Source organism: Vineibacter terrae, from assembly GCF_008039615.1.
Taxonomy (GTDB): Bacteria; Pseudomonadota; Alphaproteobacteria; order Reyranellales; family Reyranellaceae; genus Vineibacter; species Vineibacter terrae.
Window position 1 is genome coordinate 178,188 of record NZ_VDUZ01000010.1, and the last position, 14,490, is coordinate 192,677.

Below are 14,490 nucleotides of genomic sequence, written 5' to 3' on the forward strand. Positions count from 1 at the left end.
GCGGGAGCCGCGAGATTGCCGGCGGGGGCCGCACAATCGCATAATGCGGCATGTTCGATTGGAACGACCTGAAGCACTTCCTTGCGGTTGCGCGGCACGGCAGCACCATCGCAGCAGGCAAGGCGCTTGGCGTCAGCCAGTCGACCGTCCACCGCCGGCTGAGCGAGCTCGAGGAACGCCTCGGACGCGAGCTGGTGACGCGCCACACGGCGGGCTATCGCCTCACGGCGTTCGGCCGCGAGCTCGTGGCGTATGCCGAGCGTGTCGAAGCGGCAGCCAACGAGCTGGACCAGCACGTGGCGGACGCCGCGCGCGACCGCCGCGGCATCATCCGCTTGACCTGTCCCGAGCCGATCGTTCCAAGGCTGATGCCGCTCATCGAGCGCTTTCATGCCCGCTATCCCCGGTTCCAGGTCGAGTTCGTGACCAGCGATCGCTACCTCGACCTTCTCAAGGGTGAAGCCGACATCGCCTTCCGTTCAGGCGATACGGATGATGACCTGGTCGGCCGCAAGATCGCGGACTCGATCTGGGCCGTCTATGCCAGCCCTGCCTATATCGAGCGGCATGGCAAGCCGGAGCGCGTCGAGGACCTCGCGCGTCACCTCCTGGTCAGCCTCGACGAGTCGCTGGCCAACCACCGCGCCGTGACCTGGCTCAAGGCCGTTGCGCCCGAGGCGAAGATTGTGGCGCGCAACAACAGCGTTCTGGGTCTCGTCTACGCCGTGAAATCGGGCATCGGCCTGGGGCCGCTGCCGACCGCCATCGCCGACGAGCAGGAGGATCTCGTGCGCGTGCTCGGGCCCATTGCGCAGCTGGCGAGAAGCTGGCGTCTGCTCACGCATCCGGACCTCAGGCGCACGCCGCGTGTATCGGCCTTCTTCGACTTCGTCACCGAGGAGCGGGCGGCGCTGAAAGGGATCTTTACGGGCTAGGCAACCTCGGCGGCGGCGCGCTGGAACTCGAGCCCGTGGCAGTCGCCGGCTGCGCGCCAGGCGTCGAGGATGGCGATGAACGCCGGCGCGCCGCGGCCGTAGACGCCGTTCTGGATGTTGCGCTCGGAGAGCTGGCCCTCGGCGTTGTAGTAGCCCGGCGTGCAGTCCTCCTGGTAGGCCTTGCGGAACACACCCGCCTTCATGATCGTGGCCGTCCATTCCGCTTCGCCGGCCGCCGTGGGCTCCACCGCGTCGCAGCCGGAAGCCAGGCAGCGCCGCACGATATAGGCGATGTGGTCGGCCTGCTCGATCAGCATATGCGGGAAGTTGGGGGCGAGCGCCGACTGGATGGTGCTGACGATGAAGCAATTGGGGAAATCGCGGGTCAGCAGGCCGTGCAGGGTGCGGGCGCCGTCGGCCCATTTCCGGGTCAGCGTCAGGCCGCCGCGGCCATGGATCTCCAGCCCCGAGCGGCGCTCATAGGCTGTGCCGACCTCGAAGCCGGTGGCGAAGATCAGGCAGTCGAGCGGCCAGGTGCGGCCGGCCACGACGACGCCCTCGGGCGTGATGCGCTCGACGCCGCGGCCGTCGGTGTCGACCAGCGTCACGTTGGGCCGGTTGAACATCTGCAGGTATTCGTCGTGGAAGCAGGGCCGCTTGCAGAACTGCTTGTACCAGGGCTTCAGCGCCGCGGCGGCGGCCGGATCCTGCACCACCAGGTCGACCCGCGCGCGCACCTGCTCCATCTTGGCGAAGTCGGCGAGCTGCAGCGCCTGCAGCGGATTGCCCGCGAGATGGTCGCGCCGGATCAGCTGCATGATCTCGGTCCAGCCGTCGCTGACCAGATCCTCGTCCTGCGCGATGCCCGACACCAGGTTGTTGAAGTTCTCCATGCGCCGGCGCTGCCAGCCGGGCGTCAGCTGCGCCGCCCAGTCGGGGTCGGTCGGCCGGTTGTTGCGCACGTCGATCGAGGAGGGCGTGCGCTGGAAGACGAACAGGTGCTGCGCGCTCTGGGCGACATGCGGAGCGCACTGCACCGCCGTGGCGCCGGTGCCGATGATGCCGACGCGCTTGTCGGCGAGGTTGTCGAGCCCGCCCAGGGAGGTGCCGCCGGTATAGGCGTAGTCCCAACGGCTGGTATGGAAGCTGTGGCCGGCGAAGCTCTCGACGCCGGGGATGCCGGGCAGCTTCGGGCGGTTGAGCGGTCCCGTGGTCAGCACGACGAAGCGCGCCGTCATGCGATCGCCGCGGTCGGTGGTGACCGTCCAGCGCGCCGCGCGGTCGTCCCAGGCGAGCCCGCTGACCGTGGTCTGGAACAGGGCGTCACGGTACAGGTCGAAATGGCGGCCGATCGCCTGGGTGTGCGCCAGGATCTCCGGCGCCTTGGCGTACTTCTCGGTCGGCATGGCGCCGAGCTCTTCGAGCAGCGGCATGTAGATGTAGGATTCGATGTCGCAGGCGGCGCCGGGATAGCGGTTCCAGTACCAGGTACCGCCGAAATCGCCGCCCTTCTCGATGATGCGGATGCGGCCGATCCCGGCCGCGCGCAGCCGCGCCGCCACGATCAGGCCGCCGAAGCCGCCGCCGACAACCACCGCGTCTACGCTGTCGGCGACCGGCGCGCGGCTGAAGCCGGGCGCGACATAGGGATCGTCGGCGTAGTGGGCCAGCGCGCCGGCGATCTGGACATACTGCGTATCGCCGTCGGGGCGCAGGCGCCGGTCGCGCTCGGCGCGGTATTTCGCGCGCAGCTGATCCGGATCGAAGGCGAGGGGCGTCCTGGCGTGCGTCGGCATCTTGCGTCTCTCTGTCACCGTCTTCTTCCCTGCATGGGGTTCTAGGGCAGGCGGGCGCCAATGTCCGTGACACCGACCGCCAAATAGATGACATTATGCGCCATCGGATGGCGCCATTTTTGGCGGGTGATGTCATCTCGAGTGATCCCCAGAGGACCCAGGGCATTCGCATATGACCTCGCTGTCATCCCGAGCGCCAGCGAGGGATCTCCTGCGGCAAGGCGCACGGTGCGCAATTCGCAGGAGATCCCTCGCTGCGCTCGGGATGACAGGTGATGTGAGAAGCCATGAGCGATAGCCCCCGATCCCTGACCGTCGCTTCGGCCTGGATGAACGCCGTGCTCGACCGCATGGAGCAGGAGGGCCTCGACCGCGCCGCGCTGACCGCCGACATCCGCGGCCTGGAGGGTGGCCGTGTCCCCGGCACGGCGCGCATGGAGGTCGCCCTGTCGCGGTTGATCTGGCGGCGGGCGCAGCAGATGACGACCGACCCGCTGCTGGGGCTCGAGGTCGGCAGCCAGCTGCCGGCGCAGGCAGGCCATGTGATGGCCATCATCCGGGCGCATAGCGCGAGCTTCGGCGCCTTCCTGCGGGCGATGATCCGATACCAGACGCTGCTGAGCGAGACAGGCCGCTTTCATATGCGGCCGGCCGGGCGCGGGGTGCGGCTGACCTACAGGCCGGCGGCCGCCGTGATCGCGATGGAGCCGATCCAGATCGATTCCGGCGTCGCCTCGCTGGTCGCCTATGGTCCGCGGCCGCTGGCGATCCGCCTGGTCGGACGCCGCGGCCAGGATCCGGCGGCCTTCACGCGCCGGCTTGGCTGTCCCGTGCAGCTCGGCGCAGCCCAGGCGGTCGTGGACTATGGGAATGCGGCGCTGGCCCAGCAGACACCGGGCGCCGATCCGGCGTTGCTCAACCTGAACGTGGCCTATGCCGAATCGCTGCTGGCGACGCATCGGACCATGGACTCGCTGTGCGGATCGGTGCGCGCGGCGGTCGGCCGTCTGGGCCCGCGGCAGGCCACGATCACGACGGTGGCGCATGACATCGGCTGCTCGCCGCGCACCCTGCAGCGGCGCCTGGCGGCGGCGGGGTCGAGCTTCAAGGCGATCTTCGACCGCCACCGGATGGAGGAGGCGCACATTCTGTTGTCGCGGTCGCGCGCCAGCGTCGCCGAGATCGGCGCCCGCCTCGGCTACTCGGAGGCCAGCGCCTTCTCGCGGGCGGTCAGCGAGTGGTGGGGCGTCTCGCCCCGCCAGCTGCGCCGAGCGCAGCAGGACGGGCAGGGATGAGGTGATGATGGTGTGACGACGCACGGCGCGGTGTGCCGATGCACGTCCAAGGAACGGCCGGGGCGCGCGAGGCTCATTTTCTGCTGCTGCGGCCTTGCTGCCGGGGGAGGGACGGCGTGGATCTGGTTCTTGTCCTTGGCCTCGGCCTCCTGGCGGGCACGATCGCCGGCGTTGTCGGCACCGGCTCCTCGATCATCCTGATCCCGGCGCTGGTCCTGCAATACGGTCCGCAGCAGGCCATCCCCATCATGGCCGTCGCCGCCTTGATGGCCAACATCTCGCGCGTGCTGGTGTGGTGGCGCGAGATCGACTGGGCGGCCTGCGCGGCGTACGCGCTGACGGGCGCGCCGGCCGCGGTGCTGGGCGCGCGCACGCTGCTGGTGCTGCCGGCGGACATCGTGGATGGCGTGCTGGGCGCGTTCTTCCTGGTGATGATACCGGTTCGGCGGTGGGCCGACCGCAAGGCGCTGCGGCTCAACCGCTGGCATCTCGCCGTGGCCGGCGCGGTGATCGGCTACCTGACGGGCATCGTCGCCTCGACCGGCCCGCTGAGTGTTCCTGTCTTTCTCGGCTACGGCCTGGTGAAAGGTGCGTTCCTGGCCACGGAGGCCGCCGGCTCGCTTGCCATCTTCGCCAGCAAGACGGTGGCGTTCCAGCAGTTCGGCGCCTTGCCGCTCGACGCCGTGCTGAAGGGCCTCGTCATCGGCACGAGCCTGATGATCGGCGCGCTCATCGCCAAGCAGATTGTCACCCGGCTGGACGCGCGGCACTTCCGCATCCTGATGGACGCCGTGATGCTGTTCTCCGGCCTGTCCCTGATCTGGATGGCCGTGACCCGACACTGACAAGCGAAGCGCCGCGGCGCGGGTGATGACGCACGGCGCGTGATGTGCCAATGCTGTGTCCTGAAACCGGAGGGGGAAACACATGGCGTGCTACGTTCTGCTCGAGCTGACCGCGAAGCCGGGCACGGGGGCAGCGGTTCTTGAGGATCTCCGCGAGGCGTTGCCGGAAACCCGCAACAAGGAGGGCTGCCTCAACGTCGACGTGACCGCCAACGATGACAATCCCGACAACATCCTGCTCGTGATGCGCTGGGCCTCGCGCCGGCACTACGAGACCTATCGCGCCTGGCGCGATGCCAGCGGCGTCGTCGCCAGCTTCGCCGAGAAGACGGTGGGCGGCCTGTCGACCCGCTTCTTCAATCCGACGGACGTGTAGCCTCCGTCGTCCGTGAGCGAGCAACGCGCACGACCGGACGTGTTCGACGTCGCGATCATCGGGTTCGGGCCGGTCGGGGCGACGCTGGCCAACCTGCTGGCCGATTGCGGGCTCTCCATCCTGGTGCTGGAACGGGAAGCCGGCATCTACCCGCTGCCCCGGGCGGTGCACTTCGACGACGAGGTGATGCGGGTCTTCCAGACCCTCGGGCTGGCCGACCCGATGCTGCCGCACACCCATGTCTCGCCGGGGATGCGCTTCGTCGACGCGCAGGGGAGGCTGGTGCTCGACTGGTCGCGCTCCCCTGATGTCGGTCCGCTGGGCTGGAACGTCAGCTATCGCTTCCATCAGCCTAATCTCGAGCGTGTCCTGCGTGACGCCGCCGGCGGAAGGGCCAATATCGACGTGCGGCTGCGGGCCGAAGCGGTCGCGCTCGATCAGGATGGCGAGGGCGTCACGGTCGGCTTCGAGGATCTGCGGTGCGGCGCGCCGCGCTCGGCACGCGCGCGCTACGTCGTCGGCTGTGATGGCGCGCGGTCGCTGGTGCGGCGCCTGATCGGATCGGCCCAGGATGATCTCGGCTTCCACGAGCCCTGGCTGGTGGTCGACGCGATCCTGGAGCGCGACCTGCCGTCGCTGGGCGATCACAGCGTGCAGTATTGCGATCCGGTGCGGCCGGCGACCTATGTGCGTGGCGTCGGCCGTCGGCGCCGCTGGGAGATCGCGCTGCTGCCGACCGAGGATCCGCTCGAGATGACGGCGCCGGACAAGGTGTGGAGGCTGCTCGAGCGCTTCATCGCGCGCGCCGACGCCAGGCTCGAGCGCGCCGCCTGCTATACATTCCATTCGGTGATCGCGGCGCGATGGCGCGATCGTCGCCTGCTTGTCGCCGGTGACGCGGCGCACCAGACGCCGCCCTTCCTGGGGCAGGGGATGTGCGCCGGGATCAGGGACGTGGCCAACCTCGCCTGGAAGCTTGCGCGGGTCGTCCGCCGTGAGGCGGCCGACAGCCTCCTCGATTCCTATCAGGGCGAACGCGCGCCGCATGTGCGCGCCTATATCGAGCTTGCTGTCAGGCTGGGCGGACTCATCAACACCCGCGCGGCGGAAGCCGCTGTGCCGGGCGGGCTGTCACGCCGCGAGCCGGCGCGCATGGAGACGATCAAGCCGCTGCTCGGCGCCGGCCTCGGGGCAGGTATACAGGACCTCGTCGGCCAAGTGGCGCCGCAGCCGATCCTCGCCGACGGCACGCGGCTGGACGATCATGTCGGCTACCGCTTCGCGGCCTTGCTCGATCCGTCGTTCCACGCGTCGCTGCCCGATGCGCTGCTGGCACGATTGCAGGAGAAGGATGTCGCCGTCGTCACTGACCCAGCGCCTGCATTGCAGGCCTGGCTCGCCACTCACGCTGTCCATGCGGTGGTGGTGCGGCCGGACCGCTATGTGCTGGGCGCGGCACGCTCCGTCGCCGACATGGCCGCGCTCGTCGCAGCCGTTTGACCCTGGTCCAACGGCGGGTGGCGGCAGTTATTGATCTCTAATGGAGAATTTCAAACAGCGCCGACCAACTTCGCTCCAGGATCCGGCAACCACCGCTGGTCAGTCCGGCCCGGGCTTGCAGCGCGTACCTGCCGCACCGCCACGCGCGGCCAGCTCCGGTCGCCGCCCATATATATGGACGGCGAGACCCCAGATGCAGGAGTCTCTTGCCCTTGGTTACTTAACCAAGGGTATGCGCCGTGAGATCGAGACTGACTCGACAGCGGGATCCGCCTCTAGAGCCTTCAACTCGGCAGCTTCGATTTCCGCGGAAAACATTTGCGATCCAATCTCGGACCGCGGCGTGACGTAGTCCGGGCGCTTGCCGCTGTCCCGCAACTTGACCAACACGAGAAAACGCTGGTTGTCGTCAATCCGGCCCGCTTGCGCAGAGGCCGGCAGAGACTCCAATTTCTTGAGCGATTTGAAGTCGATAGCCATCGGGCATCTTTCAAGCTTCTCGCTAAACATATGGTCTCATGCCAACGCGTTCAAGAACCGAGCGTTCCCACGTCCTTGCATCGTCAGGGGATTGAAGACCCATTCGCCCGGCCGGACCCGTAGCGACTATTCCAGTCGCCCGCTGCCATCGCTGGCGGATTGATCGCAGCGTGCGCCAACAGCTTCTGTCGCAGCGCGCCACTCGACAACGATTGTCCCTTGCGACTCGCTTCAGCGAGCACAAGGGCGATCAAGCCTGTCACCGCCGGAGCCGCCATGCTCGTGCCGGACTTGCGTACAACGCCATCGAGGGTGCCGGACTTGGCCGCGACCACCGCATGCCCTGGCGCGGATACTTCCGGCTTGTTGCGGCCGTCTCGGGTAGGCCCGGAGCTCGAAAAATTGGACAGCGGCAAAGCGCTTTTGTGCGCGTCGTAGGATCCGACGACCACCGTCTCGTACCCTGTCGATATCGACCCGAGTGTGTGCGTCGGCACGGGATTGGCGAAGCTGGCCTGCGCGCGATCGTTGCGCTCGATCCAGGCGTGATAGTCGACCGCCTCGTCGTCGAGGGAGCGCACCCTCACCGTGAAATCATCGCCGGACAGGCCTTCGGCAAGCCAAATGCCAATGACGTTGTCATGATTGTTGGAATCATCGAGCCGGCTGCTGATGAAGAGAGCGATCTGGTCGTTCGCCCCGATGGGCAGATTGTCTCCCGGCTGCACAGGTCCGAAGGTGGTGCCGTCGGGCGTCACGAGGGAGACCTCCAGCCGACGATTCCCAGGATACCACATCTCAAACTCGCTGCCGCCTCCCTGGCTCTGCCTGATGACGATGTCGTGCGTGCCGCTCCTGGGTACCTTGCCACTGGTGTGGATATCGTCGAGCTGCGAATTGCTGGCAGCGATGACAACGGCGCGATTGTCCTTCTCTCTTGCCAGAGCATCGAGGCCTTGTTCGACGAGCGACGTGCCGTCATGCGGTCCGCCGTTCGTGCCCAGGCTCAGGTTGCAGACGCACGGCCGGTCGCCTGCCTCGTTGAAAATGAAGCGCACGGCCTCCAGCAGCTGCACCGAATCGCCGAATGCCTGGTTGAGCGTTTTGGGACCAGTCCACGCAATGTCGCTGGTGGCCGCCTCTACGAAGATGATATCTGCCTCGTGCGCTACGCCCGGCTGGCCAGACCCGTTTCCGTTGCCCGCGGCGATGTCGGTCACGTGCGTGCCATGCGTCCCGGAAGGATCATGCGGCGGCCCATATCCCAACCCCTGGTAGGGGTTGGACGTTTTCAACGCCGCGTCGATGTCGGGCTTGTCGTAGCGACGGCCGTAGCCGAACGGGCTGGACGGCAAGGCGGGCGCACCCTGGTTCCAAATCGTCAGGATGCGCGAGCTGCCGTCGACCTTGCGGAAATTCCGGTGCATGAAGTCGCAGCCGAAGTCAACGATTCCAACCACGACGCCACGGGCTCCGTCGGGCCTGACCTGAGGTGGCAGCGGCGCGACCTGCATGGCCTGCACCGTCGCGGCGAGCGCCTGATGAACAGGCTGTGAAGCCTTGAGGCTCAGCACGACGGGATCGGTCCGGACCGCTTCGGCGCGGCGCACCGGCAGGCGCCCGGTGACGATCCAGCTTCCGTCAGGCGTCTTGCCGAGCGTGCTGCCCGGGACGACGTCCGGCAATGCTTCCCACTCACTCACCGACTTCACCCGTGCAATCACCGCGATCTCGTCGCCAGAAGTAGAGGCGAGCGCCAGACCCGGCTTGCCGCTCTTGGCATTGGCTACTGCAAGTTGCAGGCGCGGGTCCATGGCAGTCGACACCTTCCATGGCATCGGCTTCAGGCTTTCGCCCGTCGTCAAGGTCTCGATCGCCGACAGGCGGGTACCAAGCCTGTCCGATGACGGCGGCGAAACAAGCGCAAATGCCGCGGCTGGCATCGTCGGGGTGTTCGCCAACTTCGCCGCGAGGGCCAGCCACGTGCTTGCGGTGGGGCTTGAGAGGACATCCGACCAGAACGAAGTGATGGACGCTCCGGCCGGTGCCTCCGGGGTGCCTTCCCGTGAGCCGGGCGTTCGTGTGCGCCGCGCCGCGCTTTTCACTGTCGACTTCTTCTTCGCGGCCAATTCGTCCTCCTGTCGCGCGGTGCCTAGCGTCTCGGGGGCCTCGGCTCGATCACCGACGCCACGTCGATTGCTGCTGCATGGGCGTGGGCTGCCCGCCGCTTGCAGCCCGAGAGTGGGGGATAGTTTGCCGCGCCGAGTCGCGTCGCAACGCCCGTCAGCTTCATGGTGATGAAATCCGCGATCTGGGCGCCGTACTGGATCGGCTTGCCGTTGATCTTGATGTCGCTCACGGCGAAACCGTGCTCGGCCGGCACCTCGTAGACGGCGCGCACGGGCTTTTGCGCAGTGCCGCGCGTGATTTTCCAGTAAGATGCCGGGTCGGAGTTGTCCGGGGTGACCCAGCCGGTCGTGCTGAGGCCGGCGAAATAGATTCCGACCGGATTGGCCAGCGTGATATCCGCGTTGGCCCTGGCCAGAGCGTTCACCTCAGCGCCGATCGCGGGATCACTGTGGCGCTCCGGCTGTCCGTAGGCGCCGCAGAGAATAAGCTGGTGCGCGTCGGTCAGAAGCACCCCGTTGCGCATGCGCGCGTTGCTGGCACCGCCGGCCAGCTCGATCTCAGCGCCCAGTGTGTTGTTGCGCTGGACTAGATGCATCGCGCCGCGCTTGGTGGTGCTGTTCCACTTGTTCTTCGGGTCGTAGCTACCGTCGGCGCCGAACAGATCGTTGTTGGCAGCCGTCGGGCTCACGTGCTGGCGGTAGAGTGCGAGCACCGTTGCAGGCTTCACGGCGGCGAGGAACTGCCAATATTCCGGCCCTTCGCAGGTAAAGGTCACGCGCTTGATCTGGTTGCCGACGCGGTCGATGCTCCACTCGCAGTATTCGTCCTGGACGTCGCGCGAAGAGTCGGCGGTCTGCCACCGCTCCTCGTCGGTAGCCGAATCGAGCGCCACCAGCCGCGGGAAAGCGCCCCAGGTGATGTCCTTCTCGACGGTGTCCTGGCCGACAGGCGTGGTCAGCTGGTTGAAGAAACGTGGACGCGGCGCGTCGAAATCGTACAGATCGGGCCGCCCGGCCCGGGCCTCGTCGATCTGCTCCGAAATCCAGTCGCTCCAAGCCTGGAGCTCGGCATCATCGAGGTCCGTCAGCATTCCCGGTGGGTCGAAGCGTTCCATGATCATGGATCCTTACAAGGGGCGGACCTGGGCCTGCTCGGTCAGGCTGAGGAAGGCGGGTAGGTCCAGCTTGGTGGCAACGGGAAGGGTGAGGCCGAATTCCGCCAACGGCCGGTTCCGGAACTGGCGTCTGCGTGACTCGGCAAGCTGAAAGAAGGCGTCGAAGCCTTCGGCTGTAAGCAGGCGAGCCAGCACCAGCGCCCAATAGCGGTCGACCCGTGCGGCAAATTCCATCTCCCAGTCGCCAGCGGTTTCCCAGAGCATGGTGAACTCCGCCTCTGCGCTGTCCGCCCCCTTGCTCGCGATCACACTTTTCACGGCAGCGGGGAAGCGACCATCGAGGTCTGCACCGCCATCCAGGACGAGGGCTTCCGGGATATGCTCGAGGAGGGTAGCGCGCCTGTCAGAAAACACCGGATTTGGGAAATCGACCATCAGCAAGCACAGGGCGAGGCGGCGCGAGATCGCCCCGCGTGCGAGGAGCTCACGCAGGACCATCTGGTCTTCCAACGAGGGCTCCGGCACTGGAAACGCGAAGTGGGTGTCACGCTTGAAGATGTTCCCGCCATCGCGCAGGCAGACCTCGTATTTCTCGAGGCCTGCTCGATAGAACGACGCTGGCGTCTTGGCCCGCGAGAGTGTTGCCGGCAGGGCGAGCTCGCCGACAAGGCAATCCGAGTTGAGGAAGAAGGTCGTCGGCAAGCGAAGCATGTCGTCGTCCGACAACGAAGCACTTGGCTGTGGCGAACAGGCAAGATTGACTGTCGTGGTCGTGAGGATCTGCCGCAGAAACTCGCGGGCATTGGAGAGGCGGCCGTTGGCCGTCCGACGATCGAAGCGTGACCGCGTCCAACGGGCCGTGCCCGAGCGCACGATCAGCTCCAGATCCTCCGCGCCCTTCAAGTTGCTGCTGTTCCATAACGGATCCTTCGGGAAGGGATCGTCGGGAGCGAAAATGTCGTCGCGAATTTGCGACGACTGCGAATGCCAATGCATCCAGGGAAGCTTCAGCTCCTTCATTACGGGGCCGCCGTTGACGTGACTGTCGAACGGTCCGCGGCCGCGCGTGGGCTCCATCAATGCCTGCCATGAGCTCCCGGCCCATGACCAAACGCCGCGCCGGCGTTCGTAGAAATTGTAGGCCCCACTCTTCGGATCCCAGGCAAAGATCTGAAGAAAGATTGTCTCAGACGAGAATGGCGGCGCGGTCGAAATGAAGAGTTCGGCTTCTTCGCCGCGATGCCTCGTGATCGCAATGCGCAGGTGGCGGTCGAGCGTGGCCGTTTCATCATTCCACGGGATTTGTCCGCCATCCGCAATCCGGTAAATCCGCTGCCCGGGAACGGCATCCGCGCCCGTAGCCAGGTCGATGATTTTCAAGACTTCGACAAGGTTCTTGGGCCGATGACCCGGCGTTAGCACGAGCCGTGCGAACGGGTCGTTGAGCTCCCTCTGAATGTCGGATGGCGCGAGGACAACAGCGATGTCGTCCTGCCCTAGAAAAAACCTGACGACTTCTCCGGGTGCGATATCCGCAAGCGGTTCGGGAGCGTGGTCAAGCACCATCCCTGAACTTGATCGATAAGGATAGTGTCGCCCTGGATAGCGGCCCTCCCGAGCGCTGATCGAGGCACCCGCCATTAAATCGCCTCCCCAAGACGCGATTTTGCACCGAGATGTTAGCATATGCTGTGAAAATTACAATTAATAATTGATGTCCCGGTCGTTATCTGTCGCAATGTTCATTGATCTTCAAAAGAGAACTACCTATAGTACGACAGAGGCGATAAGCGCTCAGCTTGGTCGGGCGAGCTGCCGCCAGCACTTCCGTCAACCACGATCTGCGCGAGGAAGCCGATGCGCGATCCCAGCCTGGTTCCAGGCGGCGCTGCCGTTGCAGTGACCAAGCTTTTGATATCCGGGCCCAAAAGCGCTCTGGTATGTCCGGTCATGGCGGGCAGGGAGTTTTCGTATTTTGCGACGTTTGCGTCACGCCCCTGAGCAGGTCGAAATTCGCATGTCATTGATTGGGCTGCATTATTTTATGGCGAGGTGCCGGCCGTGAAGAACCTCATCACCGACGTGCCCGGTGTGCGGGTGGGCAATGCCCAGGATGCGCGGGCCGCGACCGGCGCCACCGTGGCGGTCTTCGAGGGCGGCGCCGTCGCCGGGGTGGCGACGCTGGGCGGCGCGCCCGGCTCGCGCGCCGTCTCCTTGCTCGAGCCCGAGATGATGCGCGGGCGGATCGACGCCGTGGTGCTGTCGGGCGGCTCGCTGTTCGGCCTCGATGCGGCCGGCGGCGCGACCTCGGTCCTGGTGGCCGGCGGCCACGGCGGCACGTTCGGCGGCATCACCCTGCCGGTGGCGGTCCAGGCCATCCTGTTCGATCTCACCAATGGCGGCGAGAAGGACTGGCTGCGGGCGCCCATGGAGTGTCGGCCGCCCTACTGGGAGCTGGGCCGCGATGCGGCGCTGGCGGCGTCGGATGCGTTCGCGCTGGGCACGGCAGGCGCCGGCTACGGCGCCACGACCGTCAACCTGAAGGGCGGGCTGGGCTCGGCCAGCGCCCGCACATCGCAGGGCTTCACGGTGGGGGGGCTGGTCGCCGTCAATGCCGTGGGCGCCGCCACCATCGGCGACGGACCGCATTTCTGGGCCGGCGCCTATGAGCAGGGGCAGGAGTTCGGCGGCCTGGGCTGGCCGGCCAGGTTGCCGGCATCGGCGCTCGGCCTGCGCTTCAAGGGGCTGCCGGCGCCGGCCACCGCCACCACCATCGCGCTGGTCGCCACCGACGCCACGCTGTCGAAGCCGGCATGCAAGCGGCTGGCGATCATGGCCAATGACGGGCTGGCCCGGGCCCTGCGTCCGGTGCACGCGCCCAACGACGGCGACACGGTGTTCGCGGCCGCCACCTGCCGCGGCGCCGCGGCCGAGGAGCCGCCGGCGCTGACCGAGCTGGGCGCCGTCGCCGCCGACTGCCTGGCGCGCGCCATCGCGCGCGGCGTGCATGCCGCCACGGCGCTGCCGTTCGCCAACGCCGTGCCCGACTGGCAGCAGCGCTTCGGCGCCGGACGCCCGAGCGGTTTGCCATAATTTACATATAGGCGTATGTAAGTCCGATGACGCACCTCAGCATTCGTGATCTGCAGAAGATCTCGAGCGAAACGATAGGCGCGCTGGCAGGGCCGACGGCCGTGAAGTCGGGCGAGCGGACGGTCGGGCTGCTGATCCCCTTGAAGGCCGCCGACCCGGAGCGGCTGGCCGCGGTGCTGGCGCGGGCCGAGGCCTTGGCCAGGGGGCGCGATGACGCCGCGGACGATGCTGCGCTTGCGCGCTTCGGAGAGGTCGATCCCGTGGACTGGTCGATCGAGGCGGTGCGCGCGCTGATGAAGAAGGAAGGCGGCTGACGCATGCGGCCGCCGTCCTCGACACTGGTCATCGACGCCGCCATCCTGGTGGCGGCGGCGCGCGGCAGGAGCTCGGGCGCCATTCTGCAGGCGGCGCGCGCATCGACGCTCGTGACGACCGACCGTGTCGTGCAGGAGGCACGCCGTCGGATCGGGCTGGGCCTGCAGCGTCCTGAGCTGGCGCGGGTTCTCGATGATCTGGTGGCGGAAATGACGATCGTGCCGGTCGCCGCCCTGGCGGCGGCGTTGGACGGCAGCGCGGCGGCGCTCAGGGATGCTGTTGCGAGCCGCAACAGTTCGACGCGCGACGACCACGTCCTGGCGCTGGCGTGGAGCGTCGAGGCGGACATATGGACGACGGATCGCGACTTTGCGGGCACGGGTGTCGCGACCTGGTCGACGCCCAATCTCATGCGCGGCTTCGCCGCCAGGGACCGACATGCGCCACGCTGATGCCGACTGGATGGCCAGCGCGCTCGCCCTGGCGCGGCGCGGGCTGGGCCAGACGTGGCCCAACCCGACGGTGGGCTGCGTGCTGGTGAAGGACGGCGTGGCGCTGGCGCGCGGCCGCACGGCGCGCGGCGGCCGGCCGCACGCCGAGGCGGCGGCGCT

Annotated in this window: 13 protein-coding genes; 8 read left to right on the forward strand and 5 right to left on the reverse strand. The window is 67.1% G+C overall.

Annotation, left to right across the window (positions count from 1 at the left end; all coding sequences use genetic code 11):
- Positions 1-50 precede the first annotated feature (50 nt).
- Positions 51-935 (forward strand): LysR family transcriptional regulator, encoded by an 885-nt coding sequence (locus FHP25_RS11510; RefSeq protein WP_147847064.1) that lies wholly within the window; start codon positions 51-53, stop codon positions 933-935.
- On the opposite strand, the gene FHP25_RS11515 is transcribed toward FHP25_RS11510, so the two are convergent.
- Positions 932-2,731 carry a flavin-containing monooxygenase gene (locus FHP25_RS11515; RefSeq protein ID WP_147847093.1) on the reverse strand — a complete coding sequence of 600 codons (1,800 nt, stop codon included), beginning with the start codon at positions 2,729-2,731 and terminating at the stop codon, positions 932-934. The genes FHP25_RS11510 and FHP25_RS11515 overlap by 4 nt on opposite strands.
- A gap of 287 nt (positions 2,732-3,018) precedes the next feature.
- On the opposite strand from FHP25_RS11515, the gene FHP25_RS11520 reads away from it, so the two are divergent.
- From FHP25_RS11520 to mhpA, 4 genes are all read left to right on the forward strand, one after another.
- Positions 3,019-4,026, forward strand: a complete 1,008-nt coding sequence (locus FHP25_RS11520; protein WP_147847065.1) for a helix-turn-helix transcriptional regulator — start codon at positions 3,019-3,021, stop codon at positions 4,024-4,026.
- A gap of 116 nt (positions 4,027-4,142) precedes the next feature.
- Positions 4,143-4,871 carry a sulfite exporter TauE/SafE family protein gene (locus FHP25_RS11525; protein WP_147847066.1) on the forward strand — a complete coding sequence of 243 codons (729 nt, stop codon included), beginning with the start codon at positions 4,143-4,145 and terminating at the stop codon, positions 4,869-4,871.
- A gap of 82 nt (positions 4,872-4,953) precedes the next feature.
- Entirely contained in the window at positions 4,954-5,247 is a 294-nt protein-coding gene (locus FHP25_RS11530) for a putative quinol monooxygenase (protein WP_147847067.1), read from the forward strand.
- A gap of 12 nt (positions 5,248-5,259) precedes the next feature.
- Entirely contained in the window at positions 5,260-6,747 is a 1,488-nt protein-coding gene (mhpA, locus tag FHP25_RS11535; RefSeq protein WP_147847068.1) for a bifunctional 3-(3-hydroxy-phenyl)propionate/3-hydroxycinnamic acid hydroxylase MhpA, read from the forward strand.
- Between the two features lie 216 nt (positions 6,748-6,963).
- Here mhpA and FHP25_RS11540 read toward each other — a convergent pair whose 3' ends face one another.
- The 4 genes from FHP25_RS11540 to FHP25_RS11555 all read right to left on the reverse strand — a co-directional run bounded on the left by FHP25_RS11540 (position 6,964) and on the right by FHP25_RS11555 (position 12,037).
- Positions 6,964-7,227 (reverse strand): hypothetical protein, encoded by a 264-nt coding sequence (locus FHP25_RS11540; RefSeq protein WP_147847069.1) that lies wholly within the window; start codon positions 7,225-7,227, stop codon positions 6,964-6,966.
- A gap of 83 nt (positions 7,228-7,310) precedes the next feature.
- Positions 7,311-9,356, reverse strand: a complete 2,046-nt coding sequence (locus FHP25_RS11545) for a S8 family serine peptidase (RefSeq protein WP_147847070.1) — start codon at positions 9,354-9,356, stop codon at positions 7,311-7,313.
- 23 nt (positions 9,357-9,379) lie between these two features.
- On the reverse strand, positions 9,380-10,471 hold the full coding sequence (locus tag FHP25_RS11550) for a hypothetical protein (protein WP_218578331.1): 1,092 nt from the start codon (positions 10,469-10,471) through the stop codon (positions 9,380-9,382).
- A 12-nt stretch (positions 10,472-10,483) separates the two neighbouring features.
- A complete protein-coding gene (locus tag FHP25_RS11555; protein WP_218578332.1) occupies positions 10,484-12,037 on the reverse strand; it encodes a hypothetical protein in 1,554 nt (517 codons plus the stop codon).
- Between the two features lie 495 nt (positions 12,038-12,532).
- On the opposite strand from FHP25_RS11555, the gene FHP25_RS11560 reads away from it, so the two are divergent.
- From FHP25_RS11560 to FHP25_RS11570, 3 genes are read left to right on the forward strand one after another with little or no spacing between them, the layout of a single operon-like run.
- Positions 12,533-13,564, forward strand: a complete 1,032-nt coding sequence (locus tag FHP25_RS11560; protein ID WP_147847073.1) for a P1 family peptidase — start codon at positions 12,533-12,535, stop codon at positions 13,562-13,564.
- A 26-nt stretch (positions 13,565-13,590) separates the two neighbouring features.
- Positions 13,591-13,878 (forward strand): hypothetical protein, encoded by a 288-nt coding sequence (locus tag FHP25_RS11565; protein ID WP_147847074.1) that lies wholly within the window; start codon positions 13,591-13,593, stop codon positions 13,876-13,878.
- Between the two features lie 3 nt (positions 13,879-13,881).
- Complete coding sequence (locus FHP25_RS11570) at positions 13,882-14,331, forward strand: PIN domain-containing protein (RefSeq protein ID WP_147847075.1); 450 nt, start codon at positions 13,882-13,884, stop codon at positions 14,329-14,331.
- Positions 14,332-14,490: the final 159 nt, after the last annotated feature.

Bases quoted from the DNA above. Each gene is read 5' to 3' on its own strand.
- FHP25_RS11550 (WP_218578331.1), bottom strand. From the start codon at position 10,471: ATGGAACGCTTCGACCCACCGGGAATGCTGACGGACCTCGATGATGCC.
- FHP25_RS11520 (WP_147847065.1), top strand. From the start codon at position 3,019: ATGAGCGATAGCCCCCGATCCCTGACCGTCGCTTCGGCCTGGATGAAC.
- FHP25_RS11510 (WP_147847064.1), top strand. From the start codon at position 51: ATGTTCGATTGGAACGACCTGAAGCACTTCCTTGCGGTTGCGCGGCAC.
- FHP25_RS11570 (WP_147847075.1), top strand. From the start codon at position 13,882: ATGCGGCCGCCGTCCTCGACACTGGTCATCGACGCCGCCATCCTGGTG.
- FHP25_RS11565 (WP_147847074.1), top strand. From the start codon at position 13,591: ATGACGCACCTCAGCATTCGTGATCTGCAGAAGATCTCGAGCGAAACG.
- FHP25_RS11530 (WP_147847067.1), top strand. From the start codon at position 4,954: ATGGCGTGCTACGTTCTGCTCGAGCTGACCGCGAAGCCGGGCACGGGG.
- FHP25_RS11555 (WP_218578332.1), bottom strand. From the start codon at position 12,037: ATGGTGCTTGACCACGCTCCCGAACCGCTTGCGGATATCGCACCCGGA.
- FHP25_RS11515 (WP_147847093.1), bottom strand. From the start codon at position 2,731: ATGCCGACGCACGCCAGGACGCCCCTCGCCTTCGATCCGGATCAGCTG.
- FHP25_RS11540 (WP_147847069.1), bottom strand. From the start codon at position 7,227: ATGGCTATCGACTTCAAATCGCTCAAGAAATTGGAGTCTCTGCCGGCC.